Origin of the sequence: Embleya sp. AB8, assembly GCF_049739465.1 — a bacterium.
Taxonomy (GTDB): Bacteria; Actinomycetota; Actinomycetes; order Streptomycetales; family Streptomycetaceae; genus Embleya.
Genome location: NZ_JBMHHY010000004.1, coordinates 291,008 through 307,565 on the forward strand (window position 1 = coordinate 291,008; position 16,558 = coordinate 307,565).

Annotated in this window: 17 protein-coding genes and 1 pseudogene; 10 read left to right on the forward strand and 8 right to left on the reverse strand. The window is 67.9% G+C overall.

Going from position 1 to position 16,558, the window contains the following annotated elements:
- The first annotated feature begins 34 nt into the window (after nt 1-34).
- From ABIA38_RS07990 to vanX, 3 genes are read left to right on the forward strand one after another with little or no spacing between them, the layout of a single operon-like run.
- Entirely contained in the window at nt 35-1,012 is a 978-nt protein-coding gene (locus tag ABIA38_RS07990; RefSeq protein ID WP_424637748.1) for a D-isomer specific 2-hydroxyacid dehydrogenase family protein, read from the forward strand.
- Entirely contained in the window at nt 1,005-2,063 is a 1,059-nt protein-coding gene (gene vanA, locus ABIA38_RS07995; protein WP_424637749.1) for a D-alanine--(R)-lactate ligase, read from the forward strand. Before ABIA38_RS07990 ends, vanA begins: the two co-directional genes overlap by 8 nt.
- Nucleotides 2,060-2,713 (forward strand): D-Ala-D-Ala dipeptidase VanX, encoded by a 654-nt coding sequence (gene vanX, locus ABIA38_RS08000; RefSeq protein ID WP_424637750.1) that lies wholly within the window; start codon nt 2,060-2,062, stop codon nt 2,711-2,713. Before vanA ends, vanX begins: the two co-directional genes overlap by 4 nt.
- Nucleotides 2,714-2,800: 87 nt before the next feature.
- Here vanX and ABIA38_RS08005 read toward each other — a convergent pair whose 3' ends face one another.
- The 5 genes from ABIA38_RS08005 to ABIA38_RS08025 form a co-directional block, all read right to left on the reverse strand.
- Complete coding sequence (locus tag ABIA38_RS08005; RefSeq protein WP_424637751.1) at nt 2,801-3,301, reverse strand: nucleoside deaminase; 501 nt, start codon at nt 3,299-3,301, stop codon at nt 2,801-2,803.
- 188 nt (nt 3,302-3,489) lie between these two features.
- Complete coding sequence (locus ABIA38_RS08010; protein WP_424637850.1) at nt 3,490-4,104, reverse strand: YciI family protein; 615 nt, start codon at nt 4,102-4,104, stop codon at nt 3,490-3,492.
- Between the two features lie 126 nt (nt 4,105-4,230).
- Nucleotides 4,231-5,277, reverse strand: coding sequence for an ABC transporter substrate-binding protein (locus tag ABIA38_RS08015; RefSeq protein WP_424637752.1), 1,047 nt, complete (start codon nt 5,275-5,277; stop codon nt 4,231-4,233).
- Nucleotides 5,278-5,371: 94 nt separating this feature from the next.
- Nucleotides 5,372-6,367, reverse strand: coding sequence for an ABC transporter permease (locus ABIA38_RS08020; protein ID WP_424637753.1), 996 nt, complete (start codon nt 6,365-6,367; stop codon nt 5,372-5,374).
- A complete protein-coding gene (locus tag ABIA38_RS08025) occupies nt 6,357-7,166 on the reverse strand; it encodes an ABC transporter ATP-binding protein (protein ID WP_424637754.1) in 810 nt (269 codons plus the stop codon). The genes ABIA38_RS08020 and ABIA38_RS08025 overlap by 11 nt, the downstream gene beginning before the upstream one ends.
- A 335-nt stretch (nt 7,167-7,501) precedes the next feature.
- Between ABIA38_RS08025 and ABIA38_RS08030 the strand changes: the two genes are divergently transcribed.
- The 5 genes from ABIA38_RS08030 to ABIA38_RS08050 all read left to right on the forward strand — a co-directional run bounded on the left by ABIA38_RS08030 (nt 7,502) and on the right by ABIA38_RS08050 (nt 13,457).
- Nucleotides 7,502-9,223: an ATP-binding protein gene (locus tag ABIA38_RS08030; RefSeq protein WP_424637755.1), complete on the forward strand. Its 1,722-nt coding sequence runs from the start codon at nt 7,502-7,504 to the stop codon at nt 9,221-9,223.
- Nucleotides 9,220-9,975 carry a response regulator transcription factor gene (locus ABIA38_RS08035; protein ID WP_424637756.1) on the forward strand — a complete coding sequence of 252 codons (756 nt, stop codon included), beginning with the start codon at nt 9,220-9,222 and terminating at the stop codon, nt 9,973-9,975. The genes ABIA38_RS08030 and ABIA38_RS08035 overlap by 4 nt, the downstream gene beginning before the upstream one ends.
- Before the next feature lie 523 nt (nt 9,976-10,498).
- Nucleotides 10,499-11,632 (forward strand): amidinotransferase, encoded by a 1,134-nt coding sequence (locus tag ABIA38_RS08040; protein ID WP_424637757.1) that lies wholly within the window; start codon nt 10,499-10,501, stop codon nt 11,630-11,632.
- A 20-nt stretch (nt 11,633-11,652) separates the two neighbouring features.
- Nucleotides 11,653-12,621, forward strand: a complete 969-nt coding sequence (locus ABIA38_RS08045) for a fatty acid desaturase family protein (protein ID WP_424637758.1) — start codon at nt 11,653-11,655, stop codon at nt 12,619-12,621.
- The gene (locus ABIA38_RS08050; RefSeq protein WP_424637759.1) at nt 12,618-13,457 is read left to right on the forward strand and encodes a hypothetical protein; all 840 of its coding nucleotides are present in this window, start codon (nt 12,618-12,620) and stop codon (nt 13,455-13,457) included. Before ABIA38_RS08045 ends, ABIA38_RS08050 begins: the two co-directional genes overlap by 4 nt.
- Before the next feature lie 46 nt (nt 13,458-13,503).
- Here ABIA38_RS08050 and ABIA38_RS08055 read toward each other — a convergent pair whose 3' ends face one another.
- Nucleotides 13,504-14,463, reverse strand: a complete 960-nt coding sequence (locus ABIA38_RS08055) for a DMT family transporter (protein ID WP_424637760.1) — start codon at nt 14,461-14,463, stop codon at nt 13,504-13,506.
- A gap of 333 nt (nt 14,464-14,796) precedes the next feature.
- Between ABIA38_RS08055 and ABIA38_RS08060 the strand changes: the two genes are divergently transcribed.
- Both ABIA38_RS08060 and ABIA38_RS08065 read left to right on the forward strand, forming a co-directional pair.
- A complete protein-coding gene (locus ABIA38_RS08060; protein WP_424637761.1) occupies nt 14,797-15,678 on the forward strand; it encodes a helix-turn-helix domain-containing protein in 882 nt (293 codons plus the stop codon).
- A gap of 3 nt (nt 15,679-15,681) precedes the next feature.
- Nucleotides 15,682-15,882, forward strand: a complete 201-nt coding sequence (locus ABIA38_RS08065; protein WP_424637762.1) for a DUF397 domain-containing protein — start codon at nt 15,682-15,684, stop codon at nt 15,880-15,882.
- A 70-nt stretch (nt 15,883-15,952) separates the two neighbouring features.
- Here ABIA38_RS08065 and ABIA38_RS08070 read toward each other — a convergent pair whose 3' ends face one another.
- A complete protein-coding gene (locus ABIA38_RS08070) occupies nt 15,953-16,213 on the reverse strand; it encodes a hypothetical protein (protein ID WP_424637763.1) in 261 nt (86 codons plus the stop codon).
- 151 nt (nt 16,214-16,364) lie between these two features.
- A pseudogene (locus tag ABIA38_RS08075) lies at nt 16,365-16,487 on the reverse strand (transcriptional regulator); the annotation flags it as partial.
- Nucleotides 16,488-16,558: the final 71 nt, after the last annotated feature.

Below are 16,558 nucleotides of genomic sequence, written 5' to 3' on the forward strand. Positions count from 1 at the left end.
GTTCCGACAACACCACGACGCCTTGACTGTACGTATGACCTACCGCGAACCACCCCGCATCACCGTCTATGGGTGCGGCCCCGATGAGGCCGTCTTGTTCCGAGAGCTGACGCCTCGCTTCGGTGTGACGCCAACCATTACGGACGCACCGGTATCCGAAGCGAATATCGAGCTGGCCGCCGGAAGCCGATCCGTCAGTGTCGGCCACAAGACCCCCATCGCCAACACCACTCTTCTTGCGCTCGGCCGAGTCGGCGTGACGTATATCTCCACACGGAGCATCGGGTGCAACCACATCGATGTGGAATACGCGGCCGGCATCGGCATCACGGTGGAGAACGTCAGCTACTCGCCGGACAGTGTGGCCGACTTCACGCTGATGCTGATGCTGATGGCGGTACGCAACGCGAAATCCATCATCCGGCGCGCGGAAGTCCACGATTACCGACTGAACGAAGTGCGCGGCAGGGAACTGCGCGATCTGACCGTCGGCGTGATCGGCACCGGACGCATCGGCGCGGCGGTCATGGACCGGCTGCGCGGTTTCGGTTGCCGCATACTCGCCCACGACAATCGCCCCAAAACCCCCGCCGATTACGTTCCGCTCGACGATTTGTTGCAGCAGAGCGACCTGGTCACGCTCCACACACCGCTCAACCCGGATACGCATCATCTGCTGAACCGGCAGCGTATCGAGCAGCTGAAACAGGGCGCGCTGATCGTCAATACCGGACGAGGGGCACTCATCGACACCGAAGCCCTTGCGTCGGCCCTGGAAAGCGGCAGGCTCGGCGGCGCGGCATTGGATGTCGTCGAGGGTGAGGAGGGAATCTTCTACGCCGACTACCGAACCAGGCCCATGAAAAGCAAGTCACTGCTGCGGCTGCAAGAGCTGCCGAATGTGCTCATCAGCCCGCACACCGCCTACTACACGGACCACGCCCTGCGTGACACGGTAGAAAACTCCCTCACCAACTGCCTGAAATCGGAAAGCGGGAACCGGCATGGATAAGCTGAAGGTCGGCATCATATTCGGCGGACGTTCCGAAGAGCACCCCATCTCCATCAAGTCCGCCCAAGAGATCGCCCGGAACCTCGACGCCGAGAAGTACGAACCGTTCTATATCGGCATCACGAAGGACGGCGCCTGGAAGCTCTGCGCCGGCCCCGACCCGGACTGGGAGAACGGAAACTGCCGTCCGGCCGCGCTGTCGCCGGACCGCACCGTGCACGGACTGCTCGTCCGGGAAGAGGGGCAGGCGCCGGGGCGGTACGAGACGATCCCCTTGGACGTCGTACTGCCCGTGCTGCACGGCAAGCACGGCGAGGACGGTGCGATACAGGGGCTGCTCGAACTCTCCGGCATCCCCTATGTCGGCTGCGATGTGCCGAGTTCCGCACTGTGCATGGACAAATCCCTTGCCTACACCGTCGCCGCAAGCGCGGGAATCGCCACGCCGAATTTCCGGATCATCGCGGCGGAGCAAAACATCGATCCCGATCCCGGCCCGCTCACCTATCCGGTCTTCGTGAAGCCGGCACGTTCGGGCTCTTCTTTCGGCGTCACCAAGGTGTCCCGGGCAGAAGAACTGCACAGCGCGGTGGAGACCGCACGGCAGTATGACACGAAGGTGCTGATCGAAGAGGCCGTCGTCGGCAGCGAGATCGGCTGCGCCATCCTGGGTAACGAACTCGACCTGATGGCGGGCGAGGTGGACCGGATCGCGCTCTCCCACGGCTTCTTCCGGATCCATCAGGAGGCTGCGCCGGAAACCGGTTCCGACAACTCGACGGCGATCGTTCCGGCCGACATTCCCGCGGAGTCACGCCTGCTCGTCCAGGAGACCGCCATGGCCGTATACCGCGCCTTGGGTTGCCGCGGTCTCGCCCGGGTGGACCTGTTCCTCAAGGAGGACGGAGCGGTGGTCCTCAACGAGGTGAACACATTCCCCGGCATGACCTCGTACAGCCGCTATCCCCGCATGATGGCGGCCACAGGCATACCGCTCGGCGAAGTGCTCGACCGAATCCTGTCCCTGGCCTTGACGGGAAAGAGCCGATGAACGACGACTTCGTATTCGTGGACGAACTTGCGTCCGGATCAGCCGGATCAGCCGGAACAGCCGGAACAGCCGGAACAGCCGGAATTCGCTGGGACGCCAAGTACGCCACCTGGGACAACTTCACCGGCAAGCCCGTGGACGGATATCTGGCCAATCGAATCGTCGGCACCAGGGCGCTGTGCGAAGGACTGGAACGAGCGCGCGAGCACGCCGAATCCCTGGGCTTCGGCCTGCTCCTCTGGGACGGATATCGCCCGCAACGCGCCGTCGACTGCTTCATACGCTGGTCAAAGCAGCCGGAGGACGGCCGCACGAAGGCGCGGCACTATCCGAACATCGGCCGGGCCGAGATGTTCGAGCAGGGATATGTGGCCGCCAAGTCGGGTCACAGCCGGGGCAGCACCGTTGACCTCACGCTCTACGATCTGGCTTCGCAGGAGATCCTCCCCATGGGCGGCGGCCATGACTTGATGGATTCCATCTCGCATCACGGAGCACAGGGGATCACGCAGGCCGAAGCAAGAAACCGCCGGCACCTGCGCACCCTCATGGAGACCTGCGGTTTCAGCGCATACGACTGCGAGTGGTGGCACTACACGCTGACCGACGAACCGTATCCGGACACGTATTTCGATTTCCCCATCGCATAGTCGAGCACACCGACCTGTCGGCGAGGCCCTCCCGAGGGTGCCCGACTCCCGACTTCCCCGGGAGGGCGTTGGCGTGGTCGTCGGCGGTCAGTCCCAGAAGCCCTCGTGGACCTCGCGGGCCTCCGGAAGGGCGACCGGGCCGATGACCGTCAGATCGCGTTGGCCGGCCCGGAAGACCTCGCGGCAGGGCAGGGCCAGCGTCGGGTTCTCCTCGTTGGCGCCGGTCATGGCGCGGAGTTCGTCCTCGCCGACGGCGTAGACGACGCGGCCGAGATTGCTCCAGTAGATGGCGCCGGCGCACATCGCGCACGGTTCGGTACTGGTGTAGAGCGAGCAGGTGCGCAGGAACTCCGCGTCGTACTGCGCCGTGGCGCGCCGGACGAGATTGGTCTCGGCATGGCCGGTGACGTCGCGTTCGGTGGTGACCGTGTTCTCGGCCGTCAGCAGGACGGTGCCGTCCGGGCCGGCGAGGACCGCGCCGAAGGGATGGTTGCCGGCCGCACGGGCACTGCGGGCCAGTGCGACGGCGGTGCGCAGGATCTCGACGTCGGCCGTGCCGGCGGCGGTTGTGGTCGGGTCGGTGGTCATCCGGGGATCTCCTCGGGTCGGCCCGTCGACGGATCGAGGCCGCTCCGGACATCGGTTGGACGGCCTTGCAGGGTGCCGGCAGCATGGTACGCCATGGCGAACATCGAGCCGGTGACCGCCGCAGACCTCCAATCGATGCAGGGTCTGGCGCAGCGTGTCACCGCCATCCGCCGTTGCTGGGCGCGGCGCTAACTCCGGCCGCCGAAGGTCCAGCTGTGCACCTCGATGGATTCGTACAAGTCGGCCTGGGCGTATGGGCTTTGGGCCAGCAGGGCCGCCGCGGCGGCGTGGTCCGGGAGTTCGGCCAGGATCGTGGTGCCCAGCCATTGCGAGGCATCCTCGGAGTGCAGCGGGCCACAGGCGATCAGGGACTTCCCATGCTCGCCGTCGAGCAGCCGGCGGCGTTGTTCCTCGTGCAACGTGTCCCGGGTCGCGGTTGCGCCGGGTCGGGCGTGGGCGAGGATCAGGAAGCGAGCGGGCTCGACCGAAGTACCCGAGTTCCCCACGAAATCCCACATCGTCCGGCCGAGGGTGTTGCTCCAGCGGCGGATCAGGACCTCTTCCTCGTATACGCCGGCGCGGTGGTTCGGCTCCTCGAAGGCGAACACCCGGGCGGCGTCCGGGCCGGGGAGGTCGACGATGTGCATGCTGCCGGTCAGGGTCAGCCCGTCGGCGGACCAGGTCGGCCCCCGGGCGATCATGCCCTCGGCGTATCCGTCCATGAACGAGTGGTGCGCTTCGAGCAGTTCGTGGCGCAGCGGCCTGGTGCCGGGCCGGTCGCGACAGTAGAAGAAGTACTCCATGTGGATGTCGACCCCCTCGGTGGCGACGTTCACAGTACGCGAGGGAGGGCATTCGTGCTGACGAGCAGCCCGAACGCCCTCCCGGCGATCATGATCCGCATCCGCATCCGCAGGGGCGCGCGGGCGTCAGCCGACCTTGTCGACGAATTCCGTCGTGTACGTCTTGGTCAGATCGACCGAGTCCTTCTTGCCCTTGACGCTGGGGGAGAACTTGCCCAGTACGTCGAGGACGTTGCGCGCGCCGGCCGGGTCCATCTTGCCGTCGCCGTTGAACATGGCCATCGTGTCCTTGATGGACTGTTCGTACAGCGCCTTGCCGCCGTTGGCGTAGTCGGCCGGCATCTGGGCGGCGATCTCGGCGGGCAAGTGGGTGTTGATGTAGCGCAGCGTCTTGACGAAGGCGTTGGCCAGCTTCTGGACCGTCTCCTTGTTCCGGCCGACCCAGCCGCAGTCCATGTACAGGGAACTCGCCGGGTACAGCCCGCCCAGTGCCTTGCGCGTGCCCTCGACGGTGCGCGTGTCGACCAGGACCTTCGCCTTGCCGGTGTTGACCAGTTGCGCGATCGTCGGGTCGGTGGTCATCCCCGCGTCGATGCCGCCGTTGTCGATCGCGGCGATGAACGGCTGCCCGGAACCGGCCTTGACCGGCGTGTAGTCGGACGTCGCGACGCCGTTGGCGGTGGCCAGGTATTGGGTGAGGAAGTCGGTGGAGGAACCCGGGCTGGTGAAGCCGAGCTTGGCCCCCTTGAAGTCGGCGGGCGAGCGGATCTTGCCCGCCTTGTCGGTGGCCACCATCTCCGCCTCGCCCGGGATGTTGGCGAACTGCACCACGCTTTGGATGCACTTGCCCTTGGTCTGGAGATCGATCGTGTGGTCGTAGAAACCGACCACCCCCTGGACGTCCCCGCTGATCAAGGAGTTCTCCGCCTGGGCACCGGCAGGCTCGGTGAGCAGTTCGACGTCCAGGCCCTCGGCCTTGAAATAGCCCAGCCGCTCGGTGAGCATCGCCGGCAGATAGATCACCTTCTCGATCCCGCCGACCATGATCTTGGCCTTCGCCGGACCGGAACCCGACGACGACGAAGCGGAGTTGCGGGAATCCTGACACCCCGACAACACGCCTGCGGTCAACAGCGCCGCCACGCCGGCGGCCAGGCTCGCGCGAACCTTCATGAGCAGTCTCCTGGGAATTCGGTTCCGGAACGGCGATGACTGAGCGCTGAGGGCCGAGCGCTGAGCGCCGAGGTTGGGGGCTGGGGGCTGCGGGTCAAAGCCGGATCTCCGCGCTCGCGGCCGGCGGGCGCCACTTCAACAGGCGCTTCTCGACGATCGCCAACAACGATTCGGCCAGCAGGGCGATGACGGTGATCACGATCATGCCCGCGTAGATCCCGGCCGCGTCGAAGGTGCCCTGGGAGCGGTTGATCAGCAGGCCCAGGCCCTTGCTCGCGCCGGTGAACTCGCCGACCACCGCGCCGATCAGGGCGAAGCCGAACGCGGAGTGCAGGGACGCGAGGATCCACGAGGTGGCGCTGGGCACCACGATGCTGGTCAGCACCTGGGTACGACTCGCGCCCAGGATGCGGGCGTTGTCGACCAGGTTGCGGTCCACCTCCCTGGCCCCCTGGAACGCGTTGAAGAACACCGCGAAGAACACCAGGACGAACGCCGTGGCCACCTTCGAGGACAGCCCGAGCCCGAACCAGATCACGAACAGCGAGGCCAGCACGATCCGCGGGACCGCATTGGCGGCCTTGATGAACGGTGCCGCGACCTCGGCGATCATCGGGCTGCGCCCGAGCAGGATGCCCAACACCACCCCGGCGGCCGAGCCCAGGACGAATCCGCCCGCGGCCTCCTGGAGGGTCACCGAGATCTGCTCCCAGATGCTGCCCTGGCTGGTGCCGTCGGTGAACCACTCGACCAGGCGGTCCCAGATCAGGGTGGGCTTGGAGTAGAAGAACGGGTCGATCCAGTGCGTCGCGGCCAGTTCCCAACTGCCCAGCCACAACACCACCAGCAGGGCACGCAGCGACCACATCCGCGCCCGGCGCCGCCGTCGGGCCCGCACCGCGAGCGCGCCCAGGTCCGGCTCCGACGCCGGCTCCTTGGTGTCCGACTCCTTGGTGTCCGGCTCCTTGGTGTCCGGCCGACGCGCGGGGTCCGACCCGGCGCGGACCGCGGTCTGCGCCTGCGTGTCCGGCCCGCCGGCGGTGATCGGGGTCGGCGTCGGCGTCGGCGTCGGTGTCGACTCAGGCGGCATGTCCGGCTCCTCGTTCGCGGGTGATGGTGACCTCCGTGCGCAGCGACTCCCAGATCTCCCGGTAGATCTCCAGGAATCGCGGGGTCAGTCGGACCTCCTCGACGGTGCGCGGGCGCTCAAGGGGCACCGGGAAGGAGTCCTTGACGGTGGCCGGGGAGGCGGTCATCACCACGACCCGATCGGCCAGCGCGATCGCCTCGTCCAGGTCGTGGGTGACGAACACGACGGCCGCGCCGGTGCCCGCCCACAGCCGCAACAGCTCGTCCTGCATCAGCGCCCTGGTCTGCACGTCCAGGGCGCTGAAGGGCTCGTCCATCAGCAGCACGCTCGGCTCGTTGACCAGCGTCTGGGCGAGCGAGACCCGCTTGCGCATGCCGCCGGAGAGCTGGTGCGGGTAGTAGTGCTCGAACGCGCCCAGGCCCACCCGGTCCACCCAGGCCCGGGCCTGCTCACGGGCGGCGGCCCGCGAGGCCCCTCGATAGCGGGGGCCGGCCGCGACGTTGTCCAGCACCGAACGCCACGGCAACACCGCGTCCTGCTGGAACATGTAGCCGACCCCCTCGGGGACGCCGTCCACGGGCACCCCGCGGACCAGTGCCTCGCCGAGCGAGGGCGGCTCCAGGCCGGAAATCAGGGACAGTGCGGTCGACTTCCCACATCCGGTCGGGCCGACCACGGCGACGAACTCGCCCGCCTCGACCCGCAGGTCGAGATCGCGCACCGCGGTGTGTACGCCACCGCTGTGGGTCGGGAACCTTTTCATTGCGGCGCGCAGTTCGACAAGTGGTTGCGTTGCCATGGAGATCCTTTCCGTGCCGATCCAGGGAGTCGTGCCGATCCGAGGAGTCGTGCCGATCCGAGGAGTCGTGCCGATCCGAGGAGTTGCGGCGATCCGAGGAGTTGCGGCGATCCGAGGAGTTGCGGCCATCCGAGGGGTCGCGGCGACCCGTCGGGTTCGATCGGATCCGATGTGCCGCCGGTCACAACGACCGTTGGCCGAGGAACGTACTGACGGTCGACGCGGACGATCGACTTGCCCGCGTTGCGCGCGACGTTTCGAATAGATCTCGTTTTGCGCATTGTGCGCACCCCGGGGATGGGCAGGATTCCGCGACGCGGCTACCGTCCCCCCTCATGAGTCGTCCCCGTCTTTCCTTCATCGCGCAGATGTTGCTGTTGCAACTCGCGCTGGTCGTGGTGGTCGCGGGGTTCGGCTTCGCCCTGATCAGCCGGCTGCTCGACGGGCAACTGACCAACCAGTACGAGGAGCGCGCCTTGTCCGTGGCGCGCAGCGTGGCGTCCGACCCGACGCTGGCCGCGGCCGTCGTGGCGGACGACGCGGAGGGGACCGTACGCGCCCGCGCCGAGGCCGCCCGGCGGGCGACCAGGGCACTGTTCGTGGTGATCACCGACGAGAAAGGCATGCGGCTGGCCCACCCCAACCCCGACCTGATCGGCCGACGGGTCAGCACCGACCCCTCCGCCGCGCTGGCCGGACAGGAGGTCTCCAACCTCGAGGTGGGCACCCTCGGCATCTCCGCCCGCGGCAAGGTCCCGGTCCGCGCGGCGGACGGCACCGTCGTCGGTGAAGTCAGCGTCGGCTTCGACGCCGACGACCTACGCCGGCACGGACTGGAGGTGATGCGCATCGTCGGGCTCTACTCGGCGGGAGCCTGCCTGCTCGGCATCATCGGCTCGCTGCTGCTGGCCCGCCGACTGCGCCGACAGACCCTCGGCCTGGAACCCCACGAACTCGCCGAACTGATGCAGGAACACGAGGCGGTGCTGCACGGCGTCGGAGAGGGCGTTCTCGCGGTCGATGGCACCGGAATGGTCACCGTATGCAATGGCGAGGCGCGGCGGCTGCTCGGCCTCGACGATGCGCTCGGCAACCGGGTCGAGGCCCTGGAGTTGCCGGCCAGGCTGCGCAAGGCACTTTCGGTACAGGGAAGTTGCGACAACATCGTAGCGGTGGCCGGGGATCGGGTGGTGGTGGCCAGCGCGCGGGAGGTCCGCCGAGAACGCCGTGACCTCGGGCGTGTGCTGACCGTGCGTGATCGTACCGACCTGGACAAGCTCACCCGCGAACTCGACTCGGTGCGCGGTCTCACCCACGCGCTGCGCGCCCAGCGGCACGAGTTCGCGAACCGGTTGCACACCCTGTCCGGGCTGATCCAACTCGGACACCACGACGAAGCCGTGCAGTATCTCCAGGCGTTGACGGCGGGCGCGGGCACCGACCCGCAACCGGACGCGGTCCGCGACCCGTTCCTGCGCTCGTTCATGGCGGCCAAGGCGGCCGTCGCCCGCGAACACGGGGTACGCCTGGTGATCGGCGAGACCAGTTGGGTGCCGACCACGGTCCTGGCCCCGACCGAGGTGACCACCGTGCTCGGCAACCTGGTCGACAACGCGTTGGAGGCGGCCCGCACGGGGTTGCGGATGCCGCCGTCGGTCGAGGTCGACCTGCTCGCCGACGGCGCCGACCTGCACATCTTCGTGGTCGACTCGGGCGCGGGGGTGGCGCCGGAGTTGCGCACGCTGATCTTCCGGGACGGGGTGAGCACCCACCGGGACGAGGAGCGCGGGCTCGGCCTGGCCATCGCGGCGCAGGCGGCCCGCCGCACCGGAGGCGGGATCCAACTCGCGGATCCGGGCGGGGCCGCGCACGGCGCGGTGTTCACGGCGCAGTTGCGGAACGTGTTGACGGTCGGGCCGGACGGGCACACGACGGACGATCCCGATCCGGATGCCGAGGTCGATGTTGCGATGGACGTCGCGGTCGAGGTCACGGTCGAGGTCGCGGTGGATGTCGATGTTGCGGTGGATGTCGTCACCGAAGGGGTGCGCAGATGATTCGGGTTCTGGTCGTCGACGACGACTTCCGAGTGGCCCAGGTACACGCCGGGTTCGTGGCGCGGATCGCCGGCTTCGAGGTGGTCGGCACCGCGCGCAGCGCCGCCGAGGCGCGGATGCGGGTCCGCGAGTCGGCCCCGGATCTGCTGCTCCTGGACGTGTATCTCCCGGACGCGTCGGGCCTGACCCTGCTGCGCGAGTTCGACGTCGACGCGATGGTGCTCACGGCGGCCTCGGACGCCGCGTCGATCCGCAGTGCGCTGCGCCGAGGCGCGCTGAACTACCTGGTCAAGCCGTTCGCCGAGCGCGACTTGGCGGATCGGCTGGCCGCGTACGCGCGCTATCGCAAGGTGCTCACGAGCGGCGGCGCGCTCGGCCAGCCGGATCTGGACCGGGCGTTGCGCGCGTTGCGCGAGGGTGACCGCAGGCCGGACGCGCGCAGCGGTCCCTCGGTCACCGGCCGGCTGATCTCCCGGGCCCTGGAGGAGGCGGACGGGCCGCTGTCCGCGACCCGGATCGCCGGCCTGCTCGGCATATCCCGGGCGACGGCGCAGCGCTATCTGGGCGCGCTGGTCGAGTCCGGGGCGGCGCTGGTGACCCTGCGGTACGGGGCGACCGGCAGGCCGGAACACCTGTACGCGTGGCCGAAGTCCGGCTCGGCGGCGGCCCCGGCGGCGGCCCCGGTGTCGGCATCCGTACGGCAGGGGCAACTGGTGGGGCCGGGCGGGGACGCCGACCTCGATCGGGGGTGAGTGCGTCGCAACACGCGACGCACGAGGCGCATCCGTACCGCCCTGCGCCGACCCGTCGGCCCCTCCGCTCACCGACGCCCCGTCGCCCGGGCGATCGAATTTGGCCAGTTTAGCCAGCGAATTCACCCTGATCGCGAGTTCGGCGCGGGATCCGGGCGGCCGGACGGTGTTGTCCGATGCCCGCTCGCACGGCCCCCCGCGCGCCGGATTGCCGCAGGTCGGGCGCATGGCGTCGGGTCGGATGGTCTTCCGGCGGGAACTGCGTTCGAGCGGCGGCGAGTTCGCCTGCGGCGCAGGTGTCGACCCCCCGACCGCCGGCCAACCTAGCGTAACGGTCTTGTCTCCGACGGTGATCATGGCATTGGATCGGTGGCGCAGTAACGATCGTGCACGACTGTGCGCGACCGTTTGCAAGCACATACGACCGTTTGCGAGCGTTTGCGACCGGTACAGCGTTCCGGAGATCCGAGTCGGTGCCGTCGACGACCGCACCGAGGCAACCCACCCGACCAGGGAGTGGACCGTGATTCTCGACAACCTGAGCGACGCCAACGAACCGAGGCACGCCAACGAACCGAAGCCGAGGAGCAACACGTCGGCATACCCCGTCAGTTCCTACACGGAGTGGGACCCACTGGAAGAGGTGATCGTCGGCATCGTCGACGGAGCCGCCTTCCCCACGTGGCACATGTCCCTGCCACCCGTGCTCCCCACCGACCAACACGACACCTTCCGCAGCCGGGCCGGCCAACCCTTCCCAGCCGAGCAAGTCGAGGCCGCCCGCCGGGAGTTGGAGCAGTTCGTACACATCCTCGAAGCCGAGGGGGTGACCGTCCGCCGCCCGGAACCCATCCCCCAGCAACAGACCTACAGCACCCTGGACTGGGCCAGCACCGGAATGTACGCCGCCATGCCCCGGGACGCGCTCCTGGTCGTCGGCGACGAGATCATCGAATGCCCGATGGCCTGGCGCTCACGCTACTTCGAGACGCTCGCCTACCGGCCGCTGCTCAAGGAGTACTTCCGAGCCGGCGCCCGATGGAGCTCCGCACCCAAGCCGGAACTCAAGGACGAGCAATTCGACCAGAGTTGGACCGATCCCGGTGACGAAGGCCCGACCCGACTCGTGGTCACCGAATTCGAACCCACCTTCGACGCCGCCGACTTCACCCGCTGCGGCCGGGACATCATCGCCCAGACGAGCAACGTCACCAACACCTTCGGCATCGAGTGGCTGCGCCGCCACCTGGGCGACGAATACCGCATCCACGTCTTCGAGTTCAAGGACTCGCACCCGATGCACATCGACGCCACGCTGGTACCGATGGCCCCCGGGAAGCTGCTGATCCACCCGGACCGCGTCCCCGAGGTGCCGAAGTTGTTCAAGGGGTGGGACGTGATGGCGGCACCACAGCCGGTCATCCCCGACGGGCACCCGCTCTACATGACCAGCAAGTGGCTCAACATGAACATCCTGATGCTGGACGAGGAACGAGTGATCGTCGAGCGTCAGGACGAGCCGATGATCGACGCGATGCGCAGGTTCGGCTTCACGCCGATCCCCTGCGACTTCCGGAACTTCAACAGCTTCGGCGGCTCGTTCCATTGCGCCACGCTCGACGTGCGCCGCCGCGGCACCCTCGAATCCTACCTGTGAGGAAGGCGCGGAATCAGGCGATGAGAATATGGCGGAACACCCCGAAGGACATACTGCTCCTCGGGCTCAGCGTGGCGCAGTTCGCCGGCACCGTCTGGCTCGCCGTCCGCTGGGACGACGCCTCGATCCCGGCCCGGGCCGGCGGTACCGCCGCGCTCGCGGTGATGACGGCGTACAACATCATCGTCATCTCCCATCTGTTCACCCACGTCCCCTGGTTCACCTCGGACCGACTCAACGCGGCGGTGTCCGTGCTGAATTCGGCCAACATCGGCCAGTCGGTACAGGCGTACCAGCTCACCCACGTCCGCAACCACCACCGGTTCAACAACGACTACCCGGGCCCGGACGGCAGCACCCGCGACACCACGTCGACCTACCGCCGGGGCCGGAACGGCGAACACGCGCCGCTGCTGCGCTACGCACTCGGCGGCGCCGTCGAGTCGACCATCGACCGCGCCCGGGAAGTCCTCTACGTGGTACGGCTGTGGCGGGTCGGCCCCGGCGAGACCAGGCTGCGCTCGCTGGCCTCGCGTCGGGAACGCCGACGGATCGGCGAACTGCGGTTGATCCAGGCGGATCGGGCCGCACACGTACTCACCCCCGCGCTGCTCGCGCTGATCTCCTGGCAGTGGGTCCTGCTCAGCTACCTGCCGGCCTACTTCGTGGCGTTGACGATGGTGAACGTACAGAACTACTACCGGCATTACGGCGCCGACCCCACCGAACGCGCGGCCGACTCGGTGAGCCACTACGGACGGCTGTACAACCTGCTCACCTTCAACGACGGCTTCCACCAGGAACACCACCTGAGCCCCGGGATGCACTGGTCGAAGATGCCGCAGGTACGCGAGCGCAACCGGGACCGGCTCGACGCGCAACCGCGCATAGTCAGCCCGGTACCGGCCATGCTCGGCTTCCTCGACCGGCGCAGGCCGCTGCTCCACCGCACCTCGACCTCGGGCGCCGAACTCGGAGGGACGTCGTGATCACCGGACGGGCGCTGTCCACCGAGGGGTTCCGCGTACACGAGACCTCCGGCGTGGTCGACGTGCACGCCGTCCGGGACGTACTGCACGGCGAGTTGGCCGCCCATCGGGTGCGCGGATTCATCACGCCACCGGACTGCGCACGGATCACCGCCAACTTCTGGGCCGCACCGCAGCGCACCCCGCGCTACGGCGCGGGTGCGGACGGCGTCGAAGGATACTTCGTCGGCGCCTCGCACATCGAGAAGACCTCCGCGGACTACCTGACCGCGGTCGCCGACTCGGCGGACGCGGTCGCGGCGCTGTACGAGGGCGCCGTCGATCCGGTCACCGCGCTGCGCGACCAACTGGTCACCCACGGCGTGGTGTCCGGGGCTCGCCCGGCCGCACACGAGGGACGGATCGCGGGCAACTCCAAGGCGGTGTGCTGGAATCAAACCGGCGCGTATCAACTGATGCCGCACGACGACCTGGCCCAACTCCGCGACCCACTCCAGGCCGGCTTCGAGATCCAACGACTGTCCCGGGTGATGGCAATCAACGCATACCCGCAAGTACCCGAGGGCGTCGGGGCCTTGCGGCTGTGGAACGTCGAACCGGACGACGCCTCCCGGGCCGCGCTCGGCCTGACGTACAGCGGATTCCCCTATCCCCCGGAGCTGTTGGCACATCACCCCGACCTGACCGTACCCGTCGCCACCGGCGACCTGTGCGTGATCAACGGCAACCTGGCCCACGCGGTGGTGGGCAGCGAACACGCCCAACCCGCCGCACGGTTGCTGCTGACCTGCTTCACGGCGATCGGAGGTGCCGGCGAACTCGTCTGGTGGACCTGAGCGTTGTCGGGCCGAGAAGGACACGCCACACCGCCTCGGCCCGAACTCATGGCGCGACCGGCCGCGACTCGACCAGCGCGAGGCCACCGACGGACGCGAGCATCAATACGGTGCCCACGATCGTCGCCGCGGTAAGCCGTTCGTCCAGGAGCAATACGGCCAACACCGCCGCACTGACCGGCTCGATCAACATCACCACCGACGCGGTGACGGCCCGTACGGCGGCGGTCCCGGCAAAGTACAGCGGGTACGCAAGCGCGGTCGTCACCGCGGCCACATACAACATCATCACCAACACCCGCCCCGGCTGCGCCGTTTCCGGCCACGCCCCCTCACCGAGGGCGAACGGCAACATCACCGCCGCCCCGATGCCGAACGACCACACGGTCAACGTGCCGGGGTCCTCCCCCGCCCCACGCCGCCCGGTCCACCGCCCGAGCAGGCTCGACGCGGCAAACCCGGCGGCGGACAACAACGCCAACCCCACACCCACCGGCCGCACATCGGTCCGCTCATTGCCCAACACCAGCACGGCGAGCCCGATCAACGCCCCACCGATCGCCAACCACCCGCTGCGCCCGATCCGTTCCCCCAGGAACAACCGCCCACCGGCAGCGGTCAACACCGGCGCGGCACCGAGCGCCACGATGGTCGCCACGGCCAACCCGGTCTCCATCACCGCACCGAAGTAGGCCGACTGGAACACGGCGAGCCCGACACCGGTACCGGTGAACAACAGCGCACGACGGCCGGGTGACTGCACGGAGCGGGAGGGTGCGACGGCCGGGCGGCGGCGGGATGGCCGCAGCAGGCCCGCCGTCAACAACAACACCATGCCACTCACGAATCGCCAGAACGAAACGGCCATCGGCCCGAAGTCACTGGACCGATAGACCACTTCGACCGCCGCCCCGGTCGTCCCCCAGGTGACCCCGGCGATCGAGAGATAGGTCAACCCGCGCGGCACCGACAACGAGGGCCGGCGCTCGGCGGCGGACGTCACCACGACACACTTCCCTGCCGGGCGGCGGGACGGGCGGCGAGCGCTGCGAGGCACATGAGCGTCACTCTAGGCCATCGGTGCGTCACCGAGACATTGTCCTTGATCACGCAATGCGCCGATTCCACGGCATTACGTGAGATTCGGCCACTAGCATGGCGACGGAATCACCGAGCCAAGCGCACTTCGGGCGGTAAACCGCATCGCGGTATCAGCGCGAATTCCCGCTGCACGCAAGAGCAACGCGCCCGGAACCGGTGATTCCCGCTGGGGCGCAGAACGTTCTTGCCGGGGTGGGACGTTCGCCGAGACACTGAAATCGTGTGCGGAGGAACAAAGATGATCGAGGACATCGAGTCGGCCACACCGGCTCTGTGCCGCCTACAACTCGGCGCGGAAATGCGCCGGTTGCGACACGAGGCCGGCCTCAAGTCCAGCCAGGTCGCCAAGCGCCTCCTGTGGAGCCCATCGAAGGTGACCCGGGTCGAGTACGGGGACAACTCGGTGGTGGACCCGGAGGACGCGACGATGTTGTGCGACCTCTTCGGCGCCGACGCCGAGACGCGGAGGCTGCTGATCGACTACGCGATGGTGACCAAGACGAAGCAGGATCGGTGGGCATCGGCTGGGGAGCATCCTGCTGTCCGGCCAACCCTGCACGCCTTCATCGGGCTGGAAGCCTCGGCAGCCGTGGTCCGTTGCTACGCATCGGACCATGTGCCCGGGTTGCTGCAAACGGAAGCCTACGCCCGGGCAACCCACAGGGCGGCGCCGACGAAGTCCAGCACCGAGGCGATCGAGCAAGGGGTCGCCGCTCGCATGGCACGCAAAGAGGTACTGCACCGAGAGGAGGCACCTCTGGAACTCCTCGTCATCCTCAACGAGTCCGTACTGCACCGCCACGCCGGGGGTCCGGCCGTGGCACGCGAACAGCTCGAACATATCGCCGACGTCTCGACTCTCGACAACGTGCGAGTGCAGGTGATGCCGTTCAGCTTGGGGATCCACACGGGCATGAACGGCCCGTTCACCATCATCCGATTTGCCAGAGCGTCCGCATCGCGACCGATCGTCTACTTGGAGAACATGGCCTCGAATTGGGTCGTCGCACAGGAAAGCATCATCGACAACTACGAGCACATCTTCGGCGAACTTCAAGCACTCGCTCCGAGCCCGCAAGAGGCCCGGAAGATGATCCATGAAGCAATCAAGGAGATTTGATTCATGACCGCCGGCATATGGTTCAAGTCCAGCTACAGCCTCCCGAACAACGACTGCGTCGAAGGATCCCACTCCCCCGACGACACCATCTCCATACGCGACTCCAAGGCCCCCGACCAAGGCATCTTCCGCTTCCCCGGCCCCATCTGGACCCCCTTCCTCGCCGCCCTCAAAACCAACGAACCCCCCTCCCAATCCTCGTAACCCACCCCCCGACGGAGTCAAGGCCGTGCTGCGGGGTGCGATGGCCGGCGTCCACAACGGCGCGCAACCCTCAGTACGGCTGGGGCGGAACCCGTACCGTCTCGCCGCCGTAGATCGATTCGCGCTCCACGGTCTCCCCCGTCCGCACCAGATCGGCCTGGCCGAGCATGACCGTCTCCTCGCCGACGTGGACGGCGTACATCCACCCGTCCGCAGCCTCGGAACCACCGAGGACCACCCCGCGAGTTCCGGCAACCCCCAGGCGCACGGCCGCTTCCGTGTTCAGCACGGCAACCACGTCGAAGAAGTCGATATCGCCCATCAAGCCCATCAATACGTCACCTTGCCGTGAGACCCACGTTCACTTGCCCGCCTTCCCAAGCGTAGGGCGGAGTTCCCCGTTCTCTCGTGTCCGGCGAGCGCCCACTCGATCGCCTCCACGTACTGGCCCGGGTGGAATCGGGCCTCGACCATGTCCTCGCGGTCGACGCCACGACGCCCACGTAGTGGGCCGGTTCACTCGCGGTCCAGGCGCGGCCGTGCAACAGCGCGAGGCAGATCGCGGCTCGGGTGGGGTCGGCCGGCAGCCCGGCAAGCCGGGCCAGAGGTTGCCCGGACGTGAGGCCATCATGCCCCGGCTACGGTTCGGCGTGCGCCGAAGTATTCCGCACGTAGC